The sequence below is a fragment of the Algiphilus sp. genome (genome assembly GCF_965216485.1).
Lineage (GTDB): Bacteria > Pseudomonadota > Gammaproteobacteria > Nevskiales > Nevskiaceae > Algiphilus.
Window position 1 is genome coordinate 1,131,895 of record NZ_OZ244162.1, and the last position, 18,595, is coordinate 1,150,489.

General features: G+C 63.8%; 12 protein-coding genes. 5 read left to right on the forward strand and 7 right to left on the reverse strand.

Features of this window, described 5'->3' with window-relative positions; all coding sequences use genetic code 11:
- Positions 1-84: 84 nt before the first annotated feature.
- Entirely contained in the window at positions 85-1,098 is a 1,014-nt protein-coding gene (sohB, locus tag ACOOFO_RS05230) for a protease SohB (protein WP_420428675.1), read from the reverse strand.
- Positions 1,099-1,271: 173 nt separating this feature from the next.
- Between sohB and ACOOFO_RS05235 the strand changes: the two genes are divergently transcribed.
- Positions 1,272-2,441 (forward strand): OmpA family protein, encoded by a 1,170-nt coding sequence (locus ACOOFO_RS05235; protein ID WP_420428677.1) that lies wholly within the window; start codon positions 1,272-1,274, stop codon positions 2,439-2,441.
- Between the two features lie 148 nt (positions 2,442-2,589).
- Here the strand turns inward: ACOOFO_RS05235 and hemH are convergent, their stop codons facing one another.
- Genes hemH through ACOOFO_RS05255 form a run of 4 tightly spaced genes read right to left on the reverse strand, consistent with a single transcriptional unit; the run spans position 2,590 to position 8,032 of the window.
- Positions 2,590-3,663, reverse strand: a complete 1,074-nt coding sequence (hemH, locus tag ACOOFO_RS05240; RefSeq protein WP_420428679.1) for a ferrochelatase — start codon at positions 3,661-3,663, stop codon at positions 2,590-2,592.
- Positions 3,664-3,694: 31 nt separating this feature from the next.
- Positions 3,695-5,344: an alanine/glycine:cation symporter family protein gene (locus tag ACOOFO_RS05245; RefSeq protein ID WP_420428681.1), complete on the reverse strand. Its 1,650-nt coding sequence runs from the start codon at positions 5,342-5,344 to the stop codon at positions 3,695-3,697.
- Between the two features lie 30 nt (positions 5,345-5,374).
- Positions 5,375-6,709: a sodium-dependent transporter gene (locus ACOOFO_RS05250; RefSeq protein WP_420428683.1), complete on the reverse strand. Its 1,335-nt coding sequence runs from the start codon at positions 6,707-6,709 to the stop codon at positions 5,375-5,377.
- 48 nt (positions 6,710-6,757) lie between these two features.
- Positions 6,758-8,032, reverse strand: coding sequence for an acetyl-CoA C-acetyltransferase (locus ACOOFO_RS05255; RefSeq protein WP_420428685.1), 1,275 nt, complete (start codon positions 8,030-8,032; stop codon positions 6,758-6,760).
- 209 nt (positions 8,033-8,241) lie between these two features.
- On the opposite strand from ACOOFO_RS05255, the gene ACOOFO_RS05260 reads away from it, so the two are divergent.
- Both ACOOFO_RS05260 and groL read left to right on the forward strand, forming a co-directional pair.
- Positions 8,242-8,532: a co-chaperone GroES gene (locus ACOOFO_RS05260; RefSeq protein WP_223057706.1), complete on the forward strand. Its 291-nt coding sequence runs from the start codon at positions 8,242-8,244 to the stop codon at positions 8,530-8,532.
- Positions 8,533-8,582: 50 nt separating this feature from the next.
- A complete protein-coding gene (gene groL / locus ACOOFO_RS05265; protein ID WP_420428687.1) occupies positions 8,583-10,226 on the forward strand; it encodes a chaperonin GroEL in 1,644 nt (547 codons plus the stop codon).
- 73 nt (positions 10,227-10,299) lie between these two features.
- Here the strand turns inward: groL and ACOOFO_RS05270 are convergent, their stop codons facing one another.
- Positions 10,300-11,913 carry a hypothetical protein gene (locus tag ACOOFO_RS05270; RefSeq protein ID WP_420428689.1) on the reverse strand — a complete coding sequence of 538 codons (1,614 nt, stop codon included), beginning with the start codon at positions 11,911-11,913 and terminating at the stop codon, positions 10,300-10,302.
- A 96-nt stretch (positions 11,914-12,009) separates the two neighbouring features.
- Here ACOOFO_RS05270 and glnE point away from each other — a divergent pair, with 96 nt between their 5' ends.
- Together glnE and ACOOFO_RS05280 are read left to right on the forward strand one after the other, a co-directional pair.
- Positions 12,010-14,868, forward strand: coding sequence for a bifunctional [glutamate--ammonia ligase]-adenylyl-L-tyrosine phosphorylase/[glutamate--ammonia-ligase] adenylyltransferase (glnE, locus tag ACOOFO_RS05275; protein ID WP_420428691.1), 2,859 nt, complete (start codon positions 12,010-12,012; stop codon positions 14,866-14,868).
- A 34-nt stretch (positions 14,869-14,902) separates the two neighbouring features.
- The gene (locus ACOOFO_RS05280; RefSeq protein ID WP_420428693.1) at positions 14,903-15,826 is read left to right on the forward strand and encodes a branched-chain amino acid transaminase; all 924 of its coding nucleotides are present in this window, start codon (positions 14,903-14,905) and stop codon (positions 15,824-15,826) included.
- Positions 15,827-17,201: 1,375 nt separating this feature from the next.
- Here the strand turns inward: ACOOFO_RS05280 and argH are convergent.
- On the reverse strand, positions 17,202-18,578 hold the full coding sequence (gene argH / locus ACOOFO_RS05285; protein ID WP_420428695.1) for an argininosuccinate lyase: 1,377 nt from the start codon (positions 18,576-18,578) through the stop codon (positions 17,202-17,204).
- Positions 18,579-18,595 lie beyond the last annotated feature (17 nt).

The following is an 18,595-nucleotide window of genomic DNA, read 5'->3' on the forward strand; positions in this document are numbered from 1 at the left end:
GGACAATCCGCCCGTATGCGCCCAACCTGGGCGACGGCTCAGCGTCCACGGCGCCGCGCAGCCTGCGCGTCGTCTTCGTGGGCGTCAAGCGCGCTTGCGGAAGACAGCCGCGTACTGTAGGGCTGCGCTCATGCGGTCGGCGATCCGTTGCATCAGCGGCTTGGGGCGGTGCTGGTACAGGTTGAAGACTTCATGCGTCTCCATGCGCTGCAGCAGATAGTCATCGCTGGTCGAGAGCTCGTCCACAAGTCCGAGGTCGAGGGCGCGCGCGCCGAACCAGTGCTCGCCGTTGGCAACGCGGTCCACATCGAGCTGAGGCCGATGCTGGCTGATAAATTCCTTGAACAGCGTATGCGTGTCTTCCAGTTCTTCCATCGCCTTGGCGCGCGCCGGCTCGGAGTTTTCGCCAAAGAGCGTCAGCGTTCGCTTGTGCTCTCCGGCGGTGAGCAGTTCGAAATCGATGTCCTTGCGCTTGAGGAAGCGGTGAAAATTCGGCATTTGGAGGACCACGCCGATGGAGCCGATGATTGCGAAGGGCGCGGCAATGATCCGATCCGCGACACAGGCCATCATGTAACCCCCGCTCGCCGCGACCTTGTCCACCACCACGGTAAGGCGAATCCCGCGCTTGCGGATGCGGGCCAGCTGAGAGGCGGCGAGCCCGTAGCTGTGGACCATGCCACCCGGTGACTCCAGCCGCACCACGATTTCATCGCCGCTGCCAGCCACCTGCAGCAGTGCGGTGATTTCCTCGCGCAGAGATGTCACGGCCGAGGCGCGCAGGTCGCCTTCGAAATCAAGCACGAAGAGGCGGGGGCGTGCCGGCTGCCCGCCGGGGGCCTTGGCCTCATCCTTGTGCTGGCGGCGCAGGGACTGTTGCAGGGCCTTGCGGTGCGACGCGGGCGCAATCTCGACCTTGATCTGCTCGGCGCGCTCGCGCAGGTGGCGGTTGAGCGGTTGTACCTGGATCGGCGCACTGCCATCCGCCTGCGGCTGCCGCGCCACACGAAGGATGAGCGCAAGCGGAATACCAATGACTGCAACGAGAATGATCAGTTTCAGCGCGAAAGTCGCGACGTCGGCAAGAATTGCCATCATGCAGGCTGCTCTTAAAAGGGTGGGAGCACGCAGTCTATTGACTTCGCGGGTATAAAGTGCGCTGGGGCTTGTAGTATCTGAAACCGGATGCCTGCTATAGTCGTAAAGCAGAAGTGGCGGCAACGGGATACCCGGCCGACGCAACAGTCACAATCTCAGGGAGCGTACCGATCGTGAGCAAGAAACTTGCAGTAATTGTTGGCGGAGCCGCCTTACTGGCTTCTCAGGCCGCGTTGGCGCAGCCGATTGGCACGGTGAAGATGTTCTCGTCGATGTCCTATCAGTACACCTTTGACAGCGACGATCGTCCCAACGAAGCCGGCCACGGTATTCACCTTTCTGGCGGTTATTTCTTCACGCCGAATCTTGCCGCCGAGCTCGCGGTGGATTACAGCGCCTTTTCGTCAGACGATGCAGAGCCGCTCGACCGCGACGGGCAGAGCCTCAATCTGAAGATTGGCGGCATGTATGCTTTTGCCCCCAACAATCAGTTCATCCCGTATGTCGGGATCGGCGGTGGTCTGGCCAACAACCAGCTCGAGCCGCCTGACGAGAATCGTCGTCGCGCCTTCTATGAGGGCACGGTGGGCGTGTTGACCTACCTGAACTCCGTCGTCGGCCTGCGGGGCGAGTTTGCCTATCGCTACACCGATGGCATTCCCGATAACGCCATTGGTACGGCGAAGAGTTCGGCTAACGAGGCGCTGCTGCGTGTGGGCGTCCTCTTCCCGTTGGTCAGCAGCGTGCCGGTGGTGCCCTCGATGCCTGCGCCCGAGCCTGAAAAGGTGGCGGATTCCGACGGCGACGGGGTGCCGGACAATCTTGACGAGTGTCCGAACACCGCAGAAGGCGTGCGCGTCAACGCGCGCGGCTGCCCTATCGATTCCGACGCTGATGGCGTGCCGGATTATCTTGACGAGTGCCCGGGTACGGCCGCCGGTGTTCAGGTGGACGAGCGGGGTTGCCCGGTGGATGTCGCCATCGACCGCAAGTTCGAAGACATCAACTTCGGTTTCGATAAGCACAACCTGACCGACTACGCCAAGAGCACGCTCGACAAGACCGCCGCGGAAATCCGCCAGCTGATTGCCGAGAACAACGAGCTGCAGGTGAACCTGGAAGGCCATACCGACAGCATCGGCACGGTCGAGTACAACCAGCGGCTGGGCGAGAAGCGTGCCAACGTGGTGCGTGATTACCTGGTCGAGAAGGGTATCGGCGCCGCTCGCATCACCAGCCGCAGTGCGGGTGAGAAGGAGCCGATTGCGACCAACGAAACCGACAAGGGTCGACTGCTGAACCGTCGCGTGGAAATCCGTGCGACCAGCGGTAGCAGCAAGTAGGCGATCTGTACTGGCTACCGGTCACGGCCGGTAGCCAGCGTCGGCACAATAAAAGAGCCCCGCCTCAATGAGGCGGGGCTTTTTTTTGCCCGATCGACGCAAGGATGCGGTGGAGGCTTGATCCTGTCCCTGTCGTTGGGAGCAGGTGTCAATAGGGCATTGCAGCGGCGCGCAGGGCGATGCGCTCGCTATCGATGGCCTCCGGTAGCCAGCCGGCAAGTTGTTGTTCCGCCAGTGTCGCGATGCAGTCGACATGCGTCGGACTGGCATTGAGTGCGGGGATATAACGCAGGACCTCGCCGCCCGAAGCGTGGAAGAGCTCGGCGTACTGCATGTCCATCTCCTCCAGGGTTTCCAGGCAATCTGCGGCAAAACCGGGGCAAATGGCATCCAGGCGCTTCACGCCGGATTGGGCGAGTTGCGCGATGCGTTCATCGGTATAGGGTTGCAGCCATGGTTCCCGCCCGAAGCGCGACTGAAAGGCCACTGTGTATCGCGTCTCGGGTAGCTCCAAGGCTTCGGTCAGCAAGCGTGCCGTCTTCTGGCAGTGGCAGAAGTAGGGATCGCCGGATTCGAAATAGCGCTTGGGAATACCGTGAAAACTCAGCAGCAGATGGTCGCCTTGGCCGTGTTCGGCCCAGTGCGCACGAACGCTCTCTGCGAGTGCGGCGATATACCGCGGGTCGTCGTGATACTGGTGCACGCTGCGCAGTTCCGGCATCCAGCGCAGGCCGCTGAGTGCAGCGAAGACGGCATCCATGACCGAGGCCGTCGTCGTGGCCGAATACTGCGGGTAGAGGGGTAGGGCGACCAGGCGCCGCACGCCGTCGTCCTGCGCCTTCGCAATGACCTCGGCAACGGAGGGGTTGCCATAGCGCATCGCGAAGTACACCGGCACCTGCGATGCGCCGAGTCGTTCCGTGAGGGCGCGCTGTACCCCTTCTGCCAGGTCGCGTGTGTGGGTCAGCAGGGGGGCCCCTTCGTCTCCCCAGATGCTGCCGTAGCTGTGGGCCAGGCGGCGCGGACGAAACGGCAGGATGAAGCCATTGAGAATGGGCCACCAGAGCGCGCGTGGCAGGTCCACGACGCGCTCATCGGAGAGGAACTCACGCAGGTAACGGCGGATGGCGGGTGCCGTAGGGGCATCCGGCGTGCCAAGGTTGACCAGCAATACGCCGGCCCGCGGCTGCTGTGCGTGACTCCGTTGCCCGGCTTCGATCATGAAAGCGCTCCTTGCGCGTGACCCTCCCGTGCTATGAAGACGGGTGATCCTGCTTGATGTCGGCGAAGTAGCTGCGTTGCGCCCCGATGGCTTTGTGCGCCAGCAGCATCATGAGCGGCAGGTTAATCGCCAGCATGAAGCCGATTGCGACTGTGCTCAGCGTGTCTAGCTCGGCATCGGTGCGTACCACGCCCACGGTGGCGACCACGATGAGCAGACACCAGACAAGCCGAAACCCCAGGACCGGTCGATCGCCCGCCAGGTAGACCACGCCCTGTTCGGCGTAGTAGCTCCAGGTGATCATCGTCGATAGCGCGAACAGCCAGACGGCGATGGTCACCATCCACTGTCCGAGACCGTCGGCGGCGCTGTCGAAGGCAGCCGCGGTGAGTGCGGCTGCGGGAAGATCGAGATACAGGCCGGGATCGCGCACGTTGGGTGCTTCCGTTGCGCTCAATCCCTGCCAGAGCAGGCGCTGGCCATCGCCGACCTCGGCGTACAGCCGCTGCAATGTGCCGTCCTCGCCTCCGGTGCGCACGATCAGGAACACCTGACCCCCTTCCTCCACAGCGGCTTGCGCGGGCAAGGTCTCGATATCCGGCACCCATTGCCCGCTCTCGCTCTGCGTGAAGGCCGGCGGGTGGTCGAGCGTAGCCGTCGGGCCGCGCTCCCAGACGCCACTGGACAGAATCACCAGGGCGGTGATGGTGCAGACGACGATGGTGTCGATGAAAGGCTCGAGCCCGGCCACTACGCCTTCGCTGGCCGGCTTGCGCGTGCGAACTGCGGCGTGGGCGATGGGTGCCGATCCCATGCCGGCCTCCGATGAAAACAGCGCGCGACGCATGCCGAGCAGGAATGCGGTGCCGACCGCTGCGCCGGTGAACGCCCCCTGGGCCTCCAGGGGCGAGAACGCCGAGCGCACGATGAGGGCGAAGAGGCGGGGCAGTTCCTCGGCGTTGGCCATCAGCACCCAGAGGCCGCATGCGACATAGACCAGGCACATGAAGGGCACCAGAGTCGCCGCCGCCTGTCCGATGCGGCGAATGCCGCCGATGATGACCAGTCCCACCAGCAGGGCCAGCGTAATACCGGACACCCAGCCCGGAACGCCGAAATAGCTGCGCGCCAGCTCCGCGGCATTCCAGGCCTGGAACATGTTGCCGCCGGTCAATCCAAACAGCACGAGCGCGATCGCGAAGAGAGCGCCCGCGGCGGCGCCCAGACTGGCCAGTTTGGGGGAAAGCGCTTTCAGGCCGTCCCGGCAGACGTACATCGTGCCGCCGTGCGGGTTGTCGGGATTCGAGGTGTCGCGATACAGCATCGCCAGCGTGACTTCGATGGTCTTGATGGCCATGCCGACAATGCCGACCATCCACATCCAGAACACGGCACCCGGTCCGCCGAGCGCCACGGCAATGGCCACACCACCGATATTGCCGAGACCCACGGTCGCGGAAAGGGCGGCTGCCAACGCCTGAAAGTGGCTGAGCACACCCTTGCCGTCTTCGGCCAGATCGTGGCGTCCGCTGATCAGCGCGAAGCCATGCGTCAGCGAGCGATATTGGCTGAAACCGGAAAACAGGGTGAAAGCCACGCCTGCCAGCAGCAGCGTGACCAGCACTGGTACCGAAAGCAGTACAGCGTTGATCGCATTCAGCAGCGACAACAGTCCATCCATCGTGATCCCCCTGGATAGAGATGGGTTGCGCTAGAGCACCCCCGTGCTCTGCAAGAGAATAAGGAGCAGTGCCGGCGGTGCGACGTAGCGCAGGATGAAGAGCCAGGTTCTTGCCCACCAGGCGACCGGCCGCCCGTCGCTGAGCGCGTTCAGCGCACCCGCACCCCAAATCCATCCAACGAAAACGGCGGTCAGCAGCGCGCCGATCGGCATCATCACATTGGTGGCGGCGAAATCCATCGCATCGAAGAAGGACATGCCGAAGAGGGTGAGCCCTTCCACGGCCCCCATCGACAGCGAGGACGGCACGCTCAGCAGCAGGCAGACGGCGGCACAGGTGACGACGGTGCGGCGGCGTGTCCAGCCGCGCTCGTCCGTCAGAAAGCTGATCGCCGGTTCCAGAATGGAGATGGCGGATGTCAGCGCCGCAATGCTCAGCAGCAGGAAGAACAGCGGCCCGACATAGGCGCCACCCGGCATGGCCGCAAAGGCTGCCGGCAAGGTAATAAAGGTCAGGCCGGCACCCGCTTCGGGGTTGAATCCAAAAGCGAAGACGACCGGCATGATCACCAGACCGGCGAGAATGGCGGCCAGGACATCGAGGGAAATGATCGAGGTGGTCGCCACCCCCAGCCGGTCGTGCGCGCTGAGGTAGGAGCCGTAGGTCAGCATGCAACCCATGCCGAGGGAGAGCGAAAAGAAGGCCTGTGCCAGCGCGGCCGAGAAGGTGGCAGCCGTCACCTTCGAAAAATCCGGCTGCAACAGGAATTGCACCCCGGCGCCGCTGCCTTCCAGGCTGAGCGCGTGCGCCACCAGTGCCAGCAGCAGCAGGAACAGCATCGGCATGAGAATCTTGTTGGCGCGCTCGATACCCCGTGCGATGCCACCGGAAACCGTGGCCGCCACCAGGACCATGAACAGAAGCGCGTACAGCAAGGGCGACCAGAAGCTGCCGATGAAGCCGCCGAAGAGGGCGCCCAAGGTGTCCGGGTCGGTGCTGTTCAGCGCGCCGCTGGCAGAAAAGCCGATGTAGGCCACGGTCCAGCCAGCGACCACCACATAGAAAGACAGGATGACGAAGCCGGTCAACACCCCAAGCAATCCGACAAGGCTCCAGCCTTTGCCGCCCAGGCGGGCAAGGGCGCCCACCGGGTTGCGCTGGGTGCTGCGTCCGATCAGGACCTCGGCCAGCAACAGCGTCACCCCAAAGACGGCGACGATGGCGAGATAAATCAGCAGAAAGGCGCCGCCGCCGTTTTCCCCGGCGGTGTAGGGGAAGCGCCAGATGTTGCCCAGGCCGACGGCGGAGCCAGCCGCGGCCATGACGAAGCCGAGTCGGCTCCCCCAATGTTCCCTGGTGTTCATGCGGTCAGCATAGCCTGCGCCGGGGGTCCGGCGCAGGCTTGGACGCGTCTACTTTTCGACGATGGCGACGACGCCCATGCCGCCTGCCGCACAGATCGAGATGAGGCCGCGGCCCCGTCCGGCGGTGTGAAGAATCTTCGCCAGCGTGCCCAAAATGCGGCCGCCCGTGGCCGCGAAGGGATGGCCCACGGCCACCGAACTGCCCTTGATGTTGAGCTTGCTGCGATCAATCGCGCCCAGCGGTTTGGACAGGCCCAGGCGGTCCTTGCAGAACTTCTTGTCTTCCCACGCCTTCAGCGTGCACAGCACCTGGGCCGCGAAGGCTTCGTGGATCTCGTAGTAGTCGAAGTCCTGCAGATCGATGCCGGCCTTGGCCAGCATGCGCGGCACGGCGTAGGCCGGCGCCATTAGCAGACCCTCATCGCCGGAGACGAAGTCCACCGCCGCCGTGTCGCAGAAGGTCAGATAGGCCTGCGGCTCGAGCTTGTGGCGGGCGGCCCAGTCTTCCGAGGCCAGCAGGACCGAGGAGGCGCCGTCGGTCAGCGGCGTGGAGTTGGCCGCTGTCAGCGTGCCGTTCTCGCGGTCGAATACGGGCTTCAGCGTGGCCAGCTTCTCCAGGGTGCTGTCGGCGCGCACGTTGTTATCGCGGCTGACGCCGGCGAATTCCGTGATCAGGTCGGAGAAAAAGCCCTCATCGTAGGCGGCGGCCGCCTTCTGATGCGATTCATAGGCCAGCTGATCCTGATCCTCGCGCGCGATGCCCCAATGCTTGGCCATCATTTCGCAGTGCTCACCCATGCTCTTGCCGGTGCGCGGCTCACCATTGGTGGGGATGGCTGGTGCCAGCATGCCCGGACGAAATTGGGCGAGGGCCTTGAGGCGGTCGGTCGTCGAGCGCGCGCGGTTGACCTCGAGCAGGATCTTGCGCAGGCGGTCGTTGACTTCGATGGGGGCATCGGAGGCTGTGTCCACACCGCCGGCGATGCCGGCTTCGATCTGACCCAGTGCGATCTTGTTGCCGATGTGAATCGCCGTTTCCAGGCCTGTGCCGCAGGCCTGCTGCACATCGTAGGCCGGTGTCTCGGGGGAGAGCGTGGTGGAAAGGACCGCTTCGCGCGTCAGGTTGAAGTCACGGGAATGCTTCAGCACGGCGCCGGCAGCGGCTTCGCCGAGGCGTTCGCCGGCGATGCCGGTACGATCCACCAATCCCTGAATGGCGGCCGTGAGCATCTCCTGGTTCGAGCGCGTGGCGTAGGCCGTGTTGGAACGGCAGAAGGGAATGCGATTGCTCGCGATGACCGCAACTTTCCGGATCTCGTGCATGGTTACCCGCCTATGAATGAGTGTGGCGCGAGTCTACCTTGCTGCAGTGCGCAACGCCGAATGCAAAAAAAAGTTGCCTGCCACCCCTTGAAAGTTCATCTTTCCTCCCCAAAATTAGCAGCCGTCACGGGGGAGTGCTAACAACGAATGGCTCCATCCCGCTGTGAGCGCTCGTATTTTTGGGATTTTGGGATTGAAAGGAGATTGAAATGAAACTGCGTCCTTTGCATGATCGCGTGGTCGTGAAGCGCCTTGAGGAAGAGCGCAAGACCCCCGGCGGAATTGTCATTCCGGACTCTGCCGCCGAGAAGCCGATCAAGGGAGAAGTCGTTGCAGTGGGTCCGGGCAAGCGTGCCGACGACGGCACCGTGCACGCCCCTGACGTCAAGGTGGGCGATACCGTGCTGTTCGGCAAGTATTCCGGCACCGAAGTGAAGCTAGACGACAGCGAGCTTCTCGTGATGCGCGAAGACGACATCATGGGCGTCTTCGAAGGCTGAGTTCCGACTGAACCGCACTCCGCAACTACATCGAATCAAGAGGTAAGGAAATGTCCGCCAAAGAAGTAATGTTTGCCGATGACGCACGCAACCTGATGGCCGAGGGTGTCAACATCCTGGCCAATGCCGTGCGTGTCACGCTTGGGCCGAAGGGCCGCAACGTCGTACTCGACAAGTCCTTCGGTGCACCCACCGTCACCAAGGACGGTGTCTCGGTCGCCAAGGAAATCGAGCTTGAGAACAAGTTCCAGAACATGGGCGCCCAGCTGGTCAAGGAAGTGGCCAGCAAGACCAGCGACGAAGCCGGTGATGGCACCACCACCGCGACCGTGCTGTCGCAGGCCATCCTCAATGAAGGCCTGAAGTCGGTCGCCGCCGGCGTCGACCCGATGGACATCAAGCGCGGTATCGACAAGGCAGTGGAAGCGCTGACGGCCGAAATCGCCAAGCTGTCGACCCCGTGCCGTGACCGCAAGTCGATCGCTCAGGTCGGCACCGTTTCCGCCAACAGCGACGAAGCCGTCGGCGAAATCATTGCCGAAGCCATGGACAAGGTTGGCAAGGAAGGCGTCATCACCGTCGAGGAAGGCTCGGGTCTGGAGAACGAGCTCGAAGTGGTCGAGGGCATGCAGTTCGACCGCGGCTACCTGTCGCCGTACTTCATCAACAACACGCAGTCGCAGCAGGTCGAGCTCGAGAACCCGCTGATGCTGATCACCGAGAAGAAGATCAGCAACATCCGCGACCTTCTGCCGGTGCTGGAGAACGTCGCCAAGCAGAGCCGTTCGCTGCTCATCATCGCCGAAGACGTCGAAGGCGAAGCGCTGGCGACCCTGGTGGTCAACAACATGCGCGGCATCATCAAGGTGGCTGCGGTCAAGGCGCCGGGCTTTGGCGACCGCCGCAAGGAAATGCTGAAGGACATCGCCATCCTTACCGGTGGTCAGGTGATTTCCGAGGACGTTGGCATGTCCCTGGACAAGGTCGATCTGGCCGATCTGGGTACCGCCAAGAAGGTGCAGATCAACAAGGAAAACACCACCATCATCGACGGCGCAGGCGATGCCGGTGCCGTGGAAGGCCGCGTCAAGGAACTGCGCGCGCAGCGTGAAGAGTCCAGCTCGGACTACGACCGCGAGAAGCTCGACGAGCGCATCGCCAAGCTTGCCGGCGGTGTGGCCGTCATCAAGGTCGGCGCTGCCACCGAAGTCGAGATGAAGGAAAAGAAGGCCCGTGTCGAAGACGCGCTGCACGCAACCCGCGCTGCCGTCGAGGAAGGCATCGTGCCGGGCGGCGGTACCGCGCTGGTCCGCGCCTCCTCCGCGCTGGACGGTCTGAAGGGCAATAACGACGACCAGACCACCGGCATCTCGATTCTGCGTCGCGCCATTCAGGAGCCGCTCCGTCAGATCGTGTCCAACGCAGGCGGCGAGCCCGCCGTGGTCATGAACCGCGTGCTCGAAGGCAAGGGTGCCGAAGGCTACAACGCGGCCACCGACACCTACGGCGACATGCTCGAGATGGGCATCATCGACCCGGCCAAGGTGACCCGTCTGGCGCTGCAGAATGCGGCCTCGGTATCCGCGCTGCTGCTGACCACCGAAGCCATGATCGCCGACAAGCCGAAGAAGGAATCCGGCGGCGGCGACATGGGCGACATGGGCGGCATGGGTGGCATGGGCGGCATGATGTAACTGCTGTCCGCACCATCGCATGTGCCATCGGGGCGCTTCTGCGGAGGCGCCCCGATTTTTTTGGGCGCTCGTTTCAGTCGCGTGGGAAAGCCGTCCAACCGGCGAACCAGGGCTCGCGGCTTTGGGGGCGTACAGCGCCGATGTAGTTGGCACCCTCGTTCCAGAATTCACCCTGCGGCACCGCACTGGGCGCAGGATCGGGAACGCTGCGCTGGGCTGTGAAGTCCGGCTCAATGGGGCTGCTGGCCTGAAGCGGAAGCCCTGAGTCGCTGACCACACTCACCCGTCCCTGGCCAAGCAGGAAGTCTGCCTCGCTGAAGCCGCCATCGTCGTCCTGTTCTGCGCGTTCCTCCGGGAACGGATTGCGCGGGTGAACGCCGCTTGCATGCACGGCGATGCCTCCGAATTGCAGGACATTGCTCGCCGCCAGCTGCGCAAGGCCATCGCCCCGTAGATCAATGGCTTCGTTGTTGAAGCCCGTGATCAGCACATTGCGAAAAACGCCAGCGCTGCCTTGACGGATGGTCATCGCGCGGTGGGCACGTTGCGAGCCGCGATCAGCGATCAGCGTCACGTTCGAGAATGTTGGCGCCGAGCGGGGTTCGGCGTCAGGCTGCTCAGCGTCATTGTCACCTTCGAAGGCGTTGTCGCCTATATCGGGATGCAGTTGAACGATGAGGTGCTGTACGCGACCCCGCCAGCCCATATCCCAGTCGAAACCGTCATCGTGCGCGCCTGTGATCACAATCCTGGACAGGTCCACAGTGCCTCCGAAGACCTCGATACCGTCATCAAGGGCGCGGTGCACTTGCACATTCCGCACGATGGTGTTGCGTCCGCAGCCACCGAGAGTGAGGCCGTTGAGCTCTACGTTGCGCATCAGCTCGTAACCGGCAAATTCAATACGCACGTGATCCAGTACACCGCAACTGCCGTCGTCATTTCGGCCACCGAAGGCGGCACGAGGGTCGTCTGCTTCAATGCCTTCGATGCGCGCGCCTTCACGATTGATGGACGCATCACCGAGCAGTACCAGACCGCCCCAGTCGCCGGCGCGTCGCCGACCCGCGGGCGACGCGCTGGTGAAGACAATGGGCGCTTCGCGTTTTCCGCTGGCATACAGTCGGGCGCCGCGGGTCACGATGAGTGCCGAACCAGGGCGGCCTTGAATGATGACACCGGGTTCGATGGTCAGTACGGCGCCATTCTGGACGAAGGAGCGGCTAGTCAGGATGTAGGTTTTGCCAGCCTTCCAGGTGGTATCGCTGCGGATTTGGTCGGGCACGACCACCTCCTGCTTGCCACTGAGGCCAAACAAGACGACGCTGGCCAGGCCCAGCACCACCAGCAGCGCAGCCGGAGCGAGGGTGCGTAGCGGACGCTGCATCCAGCCTTGTCCGACGCTGGCGGCGGTCTCAGCGTGCCTTCGATCCGATGCCGCGTTGCGCGTGTCCGCCAGGACTGCGCCCTCAGGAAGCGCCTCGAGCTGGGCTGCAAACGCGCGCAGTTCGGCATCGTCAAAGCCTCGCGCCCGGGTCAGCACCTCGCTGCGATAGGCAGGATCGCCGAGCAGCATGCGGAAATGCACCATTGGCATACCTTGCGCGCCAAGCGCGTCGCAACGCCGCTTGAAGGCCCACAGCAGATCGACCGCCCGCACGCGATCGAAGGAATCCTGGTCCGTCATCGGGAGCCTCTTCTGCAAAGACCGGAGATGCTACGGATCGGGTGTGACGGACTGATGGCTCGGGGTCCTACCGGCGCAGCGCGCTATCCTTTGACGATGACTGAAACAAGCCCCAGTGCGCGTACGGCGCAACTGCTGAAACGTCTTGCCGAGGCGGTGGAGGACGAGGACGCAGCGCTGCCGGAGGACGCGGTCCGCATTTTGAACGCCAGCCGCTTCGTGACCGAATGTCTGGAGCGTTGGACGCTTGCCTCGGTGCGTGATGCGCTGCTCGGTCTGAAAGATCCGCTCGATCCTGCCGTGCTGATGGCTGTGCTGCTTCCTGAAGGCGGGCCCGAAGATGAGGACGCTTATCTGCGCGATCTGCGTCATCTCCGCAATCGGGCCATGGTGCATCTAGCCTGGCGCGCCATGGACGGTCGCGATGATCTGGAAGCTACCTTGACTGGCCTGTCCGGATTGGCTCGGCATTGCATTGCACACGCCTTGGAGCGGGCCCGCGCCCGGTGCACGGCGCGCTTTGGAATACCGCGCGACCGGAAGGGCGAGGAAGTACCGTGCATCGTGCTGGGCATGGGCAAGCTCGGAGGCGGCGAGCTGAATTTTTCCTCCGATGTCGATCTGATGCTGTTCTATGGTGCGGCCGGGCAGTGCGATGGCAGTGCGGAAACGGCCAACGAACAGTATTTTGCGCAAGTGGTTCGGCTGCTCACGCGCTATCTGGCCGAAACCACGCCCAACGGCTTCTGCTTCCGGGTCGACTGGGCGCTCCGGCCTTTCGGCGGCTCGGGGCCGTCAGCTATGCATTTCGCTGCGGCCGAGGATTACTACCAGTCGCACGGGCGCGAGTGGGAGCGCTACGCGATGATCAAGGCGGACGTGGTCGCTGGCGATCAAGCTGCCGGACGCCGCTTCCTCGACATGCTGCAGCCTTTCGTCTATCGCCGCTATCTCGATTACACCGCCATCGAGTCGCTGCGCGACCTGAAGCGGCGCATTGCCGAGGACGCGGCCCGTCGGCGTCAACGCGACAACATCAAGCTCGGTCGCGGTGGTATCCGGGATCTGGAGTTCGTCGTACAAGCCTTCCAGCTGATTCGCGGTGGCCAGGAGGCATCCCTGCGCAGCCGTTCGCTGCGGACGACCCTGGCGGCGCTGGGTCAAGGCGGCCACCTTCCCGCCGAACAGGTTGCCGCCCTCGATGACGCTTACGTCCTGCTGCGTCGGGTGGAGAATGCGCTGCAGATGCGGGCAGATCAGCAAACCCACGCACTGCCCGAAAACGCAGAGGAACGCGCCGCCGTCGCGGCGGCGCTGGACAGCGACTGGGATGCCTTGATGCAGACGCTGAACGCGGCGCGGGAGGATGTGGCGTCAGCCTTCGACTCCCTCTTTGCCGACCCCGACGCCGGCCAGGACGAAGTGGCCCAGGGGATGGAAGCGGTCGAACGGCTCTGGCACTCGGATATAACCGCCGCCGCCGCTGCCGAGCAGCTGCAGTCGCATTTTTCCGAGGACGATGCACTGCGCGCCACCCAAGCCGTGGAACGACTGCGGCAGAGCAAGCTCGTACGCGATATGCGCGAGTTATCCCAGACCAGGTTGATGGAGCTGATCAGCCGCCTGTTCGACGAATCCATCGATGTGCCCGCTCCGGGCAAGGCACTGGTGCGCGCCATGGAGGTCATCGAACGCCTTGCCGGCCGCAGTACCTACGTCAGTCTGCTGCGCGAATCCGCTTCGGCGCGGGGACAGCTGTTGCGGCTTTGCATGGCGAGTCCTTGGATCACCCATCTGCTCGCGCAGCAGCCCATGTTGCTGGACCAGTTGCTCGATGCGCGTGCGCTGTATGAACCCCCAGACCGTGACACCATGACGGCCGAGCTGGCCCGTCGGCTCGACGCCATGACTGCAAGCGACCTGGAAGGCCGAATGAACCTGCTGCGACGCTTTCGGCAGGAGATCATGCTGCGCGTGGCAGCAGCAGACCGACTCGCCGATTTGCCGTTGCCCAAGGTCAGTGATCGCCTGACGTGGTTGGCGGAAACCATCCTGGAGGCGACCATCGACGAAGTCTGGCGCGAGATGCGGGCCGAGTACGGCAGCCCACGCCGGGCCGACGGCTCGGAAGCCGGCTTCGCGGTCATCGGATACGGCAAGCTGGGCGGCATCGAGATGGGCTACGGCTCCGACCTCGACGTGGTCTTCCTGCATGACTGTGACGACCAGGACGGTGAGACAACGCAGGGCCGGCGCAGCATTGCCAATGCCGTGTGGTTTTCGCGATTCGCCCAGCGCCTCGTGCACTGGCTCTCGACACAGACCGCCGCGGGCCGTGCCTACGAGGTGGATTTGCAACTACGTCCCAGCGGCAGTGCCGGGCTGCTGGTGACCAGCCTGGAATCCTTCGCCCACTATCAACGCAACAAGGCGTGGACCTGGGAACACCAGGCGCTGGTGCGCGCACGCCATGTCTGCGGCAGCCCGACCATTGGTGAAGGCTTTCGGCAGTTGCGTCATGAATTGCTCTGCCGCGAGCGCGATCCGATTCAGCTTGCGGGCGAGATCGTCGCCATGCGCGACAAGATGCGGCAACACCTCGATAAGAGCAGCGAAAGCTACTGGGATCTGAAGCAGGGGGCGGGCGGTCTCGCGGATCTGGAATTTGCCACCCAGTTCCTCGTGCTGAGCCATGCGGCAGCGCATCCTGCACTCACCCAGTGGTCCGATCAATGGCGTCAGACCGACGCCCTTGTTGAGGCGGGCATTCTTGCCAAGGCGCAGGCCGACGCTGCCATTGGCGCCTATCGCGAGCTGCGTGCGCTGGTTCACGAGCGCGCCCTCGACGAGGCGGATGGCCTGGTGCCGGCGGGAACTGCCGAGGACGCGCGCGGCTCGGTGCAGGCGCTCTGGCAACTCTGCACTGAAGCAGCGGGCCCACGCGACGCGTCGTAGAATGCGCGCTTCGGATTTTCAGGACCACTAAGCGATGAGTTTCGCCGATCGAGACGGGTATATCTGGTATGACGGGGACATGGTGCCGTGGCGTGAGGCGACCACCCACGTACTGACCTACTCCCTGCATTACGGTGTGGGCTGCTTTGAAGGTGTGCGCGCCTACAACACACCCAAGGGCACGGCGATTTTTCGTCTTCAGGAGCACACGCGCCGCCTGTTCAACAGCGCCAAGATCCTCGGCATGCCCATGCCCTTCAGTCAGGAGCAGATCAACGAGGCGCAAAAGGAAGTGCTGCGTGCCAATGAACTGAAGGAAGCCTATCTGCGGCCTATGGTGTTCTACGGTTCCGAGGGCATGGGGCTGCGCGCTGACAATCTCAAAGTACACGTCATCGTCGCCGCCTGGCCGTGGGGCAGTTATCTGGGCGCTGAAAACCTCGAAAAGGGCATCCGCGTCCGCACCAGTTCCTTCTCACGGCATCACATCAATGCTGCCATGTGCCGCGCGAAGGCCAACGGCAACTACATCAACTCCATGATGGCGCTCGGTGAAGCCACCCGCGATGGCTATGACGAGGCGCTCATGCTGGATACCGAAGGCCACGTCGCGGAGGGCAGTGCGGAGAACATCTTCCTGGTGCGCGATGGCGTGCTCTCCACGCCGGATCTCAACTCCTGCCTCGACGGCATCACGCGCAAGACCGTGATGACCCTGGCGCAGGAAGCCGGCTACAGCGTGCGTGAGCGCCGCATCACCCGGGACGAGGTGTACATCGCCGACGAGGCCTTTTTCACCGGAACTGCGGCCGAAGTCACCCCCATTCGCGAAGTCGATGCGCGTGCCATCGGTGATGGCAAGCGGGGACCGATCACCGAGGAACTGCAGCGGACCTACCTTGAAGTCGTCAAGGGTGGGGGTGCGCAGCACGAGCATTGGCGGGCGTATATCAGCTAGGTCTTACCTGGCGATGCCGCTTAGCGGCGAGCCAGTTCCTGTGCCCTTGGCGGGCACCGGGGTCGGCGTCAGCCGGCCCAGGCCACCCGTGGGCACCATGGCTTTGGTTCCTTTGGCCGTAACCAAAGGAACCCGCGCGTTCTGAACGAATCACTCGAGAGTGGATTGCTACAGAGCGCGGGACCCTTGGCGATCAGGTTTCATCTTTTGATTGCTCCAATAACCACCTTCGCTCGTGGTTCCGCACCTGTGATGCTCTGAGCTCTGATCTGAGCACTCTGCCGGGTGCGGGTCCCTTTCTCTGCTTGCCCAGAGAAAGGAACCAAAGAGAGGGCACCCCACACCCGCGCCGGCCCTAGCGGGCCGGGCCCCTACGTAGCGCCTGTGCTCGGGGTCGGCCTGACACGACGTCCCTGTCGTGACAGGCCTTGGCTGGCCGTCCCTGGCCAGCCATCCCCTGCGCGCAGGCGCTACTCCGGCGCGGGTGCAGGGGGAATGAACAGGCTCGTCGCTTCGCGACATCGCGGAATAGCGGCGATTCCGCGCAGCGGCGAGCCAGTCCCTGTGCCCTTGGCGGGTGGCCGGATCGGGTGGCGCGCGCAGGGGGTGCGAGACAGGACGTCGAGCAAGGGCTGCGGCGGCATGGACGCCGCCTCAGGCCGACCCCGAGCACGACGCTCGATCCGGCCACCTGGGTCGGCGTAGCCGGCCCAGGCCACCCGTGGGCATCAGGGCTTTGGTTCCTTTGGCCGTAACCAAAGGAACCCGCGCGTTCTGAGTGATTCACTCGATAGTGGATTGCTTCAGAGCGCGGAACCCTTGGCGATCCGGTGGCAGTATCGGCTGCTCCAATAACCACCTTCGCTCAGGTTCCGCACCTGTGATGCTAGGAGTTCTGGTCTGATCACCACGACCGGTGCGGGTTCCTTTCTCTGCTTGCCCAGAGAAAGGAACCAAAGAGAGGGTGAGATACGACCGACGCGCCAGTGGCGCGTCGCAGCGTGTCGAACGCCCGGACAGGACGTCCGGGCAGGGGGTGGCTCGAAAGTGGTGAGGCTGCGCCAGGGATGGCAATGAGCACGGGGAATTTCTCTTGACCCGCGCCGGCCCTGTCTGGCCGGGCCCCTGCGTAGCGCCTGTGCTTGGGGTCGGCCTGACACGACGTCCCTGTCGTGACAGGCCTTGGCTGGCGGTCCCTGGCCAGCCATCCCTGCGCGCAGGCGCTACTCCGGCGCGGGTGCAGGGGACTCAATACGGCTCGTCGCTGCGCGACATCGCAGCATGCAAACGCTGCCGTTAGCGGGTGGTCGCATCAGGTGGTGCGCGCTGCGCAACGACTGCACAGCATTACAACGGGGCAACCAGCTCGGACGAATCAAGAACCCCGCGATGCATCCTCTGCCGCGGCCCGCACCCGCGCCGGCGCGGTGCCACCCACATGATCACGTGCTGCCACCGAGCCCTCGACGGTCAGTACCTCGAAGACGTCGGATTCGATGGTTGCGGAAAAGCCCTTGAGGGTCTCCAGCGACAGGGATGCCAGGTCGGTGCCGTGCTGCACGGCATGGGCGACGACGCTGCCGACGACGTGGTGGGCATCGCGGAAGGCCATACCTTTGCCCACGAGGTAGTCGGCAAGGTCGGTGGCGGTGGAATAGCCCTGAATGGCTGCATTGCGACAGGCCGTTCGATTCACGGTCAAGGCGGGAACCAGTTCCGCATAGAGGGCGACGCAGGCTGCGGTGGTGTCGTGCGCGTCGAACAGCGGTTCCTTGTCCTCCTGGTTATCCCGGTTGTAGGCGAGTGGCTGGGCTTTCATGAGCATGAGCAGGCTCATCAGATCGCCCGCGGTGCGCGCGCTCTTGCCACGGACCAGTTCGGGGACATCGGGATTCTTCTTCTGCGGCATGATCGAACTGCCGGTGCAGAAGCGATCCGGCAACTGGACGAAGCCGAACATCGGGGTGTTCCAGAGGATGAGTTCCTCGCTCCAGCGCGACAGGTGCACCATGAGCAGGCTGCAGGCCGACACGAACTCGATGGCGAAGTCGCGATCCGATACCGTGTCCAGGGAGTTGGCCGTGACGCCATCGAAACCCAGTTGCTCGGCAACATAGGCGCGGTCGATGGGATAGACCGTCCCGGCCAGGGCGGCAGCGCCCAGCGGGCAGATGTTGGTTCGACGACGGGCGTCGAGCAAGCGCTCGCGATCGCGCAGGATCTGTTCGCGCCAGGCCAGCATGTGGTGGCCGAAAGTCACTGGCTGCGCGACCTGCAGATGGGTAAAGCCAGGCATGATGGTGTCGGCTTCGCGCGCTGCCAGGGCGCGCAGGGCTTCGCTCAGGCGATCCAGGTCGGCGACCAGCCCGTCGATGGCATCGCGCACGTACAGTCGCACGTCGGTGGCAATCTGATCATTGCGCGAGCGACCGGTGTGGAGCCGCTTGCCGGCATCCCCGATGCGCTCGGTAAGCGCCTGCTCGATGTTCATGTGCACGTCTTCCAGCGCGGTACGCCATTCAAAGCGCCCGGCCTCGATGTCGCCGGCAATGGCATCCAGCCCCGCGCATATGGCATCGACATCCGCTGTGGGTAGCACGCCCACCCGGCCCAACATGCGCGCATGTGCCTTCGATCCGGCAATATCGTGCTTCCAGAGGCGAGCGTCGAAGCTGACCGATTCGCTGAAGGCTTCGACGGCTTCGGAGGTCGATTCCGAGAATCGACCGCCCCATAATTTGGCGTTGGACATGGTGCGCAGGGAACGAG

What these genes read in the sequence shown, in the direction of transcription:
- sohB (WP_420428675.1), bottom strand. Translation starts at nt 1,098, where the DNA reads ATGATGGCAATTCTTGCCGACGTCGCGACTTTCGCGCTGAAACTGATC.
- hemH (WP_420428679.1), bottom strand. Translation starts at nt 3,663, where the DNA reads ATGATCGAAGCCGGGCAACGGAGTCACGCACAGCAGCCGCGGGCCGGC.
- ACOOFO_RS05245 (WP_420428681.1), bottom strand. Translation starts at nt 5,344, where the DNA reads ATGGATGGACTGTTGTCGCTGCTGAATGCGATCAACGCTGTACTGCTT.
- ACOOFO_RS05250 (WP_420428683.1), bottom strand. Translation starts at nt 6,709, where the DNA reads ATGAACACCAGGGAACATTGGGGGAGCCGACTCGGCTTCGTCATGGCC.
- ACOOFO_RS05255 (WP_420428685.1), bottom strand. Translation starts at nt 8,032, where the DNA reads ATGCACGAGATCCGGAAAGTTGCGGTCATCGCGAGCAATCGCATTCCC.
- ACOOFO_RS05260 (WP_223057706.1), top strand. Translation starts at nt 8,242, where the DNA reads ATGAAACTGCGTCCTTTGCATGATCGCGTGGTCGTGAAGCGCCTTGAG.
- groL (WP_420428687.1), top strand. Translation starts at nt 8,583, where the DNA reads ATGTCCGCCAAAGAAGTAATGTTTGCCGATGACGCACGCAACCTGATG.
- ACOOFO_RS05270 (WP_420428689.1), bottom strand. Translation starts at nt 11,913, where the DNA reads ATGACGGACCAGGATTCCTTCGATCGCGTGCGGGCGGTCGATCTGCTG.
- glnE (WP_420428691.1), top strand. Translation starts at nt 12,010, where the DNA reads ATGACTGAAACAAGCCCCAGTGCGCGTACGGCGCAACTGCTGAAACGT.
- ACOOFO_RS05280 (WP_420428693.1), top strand. Translation starts at nt 14,903, where the DNA reads ATGAGTTTCGCCGATCGAGACGGGTATATCTGGTATGACGGGGACATG.
- argH (WP_420428695.1), bottom strand. Translation starts at nt 18,578, where the DNA reads ATGTCCAACGCCAAATTATGGGGCGGTCGATTCTCGGAATCGACCTCC.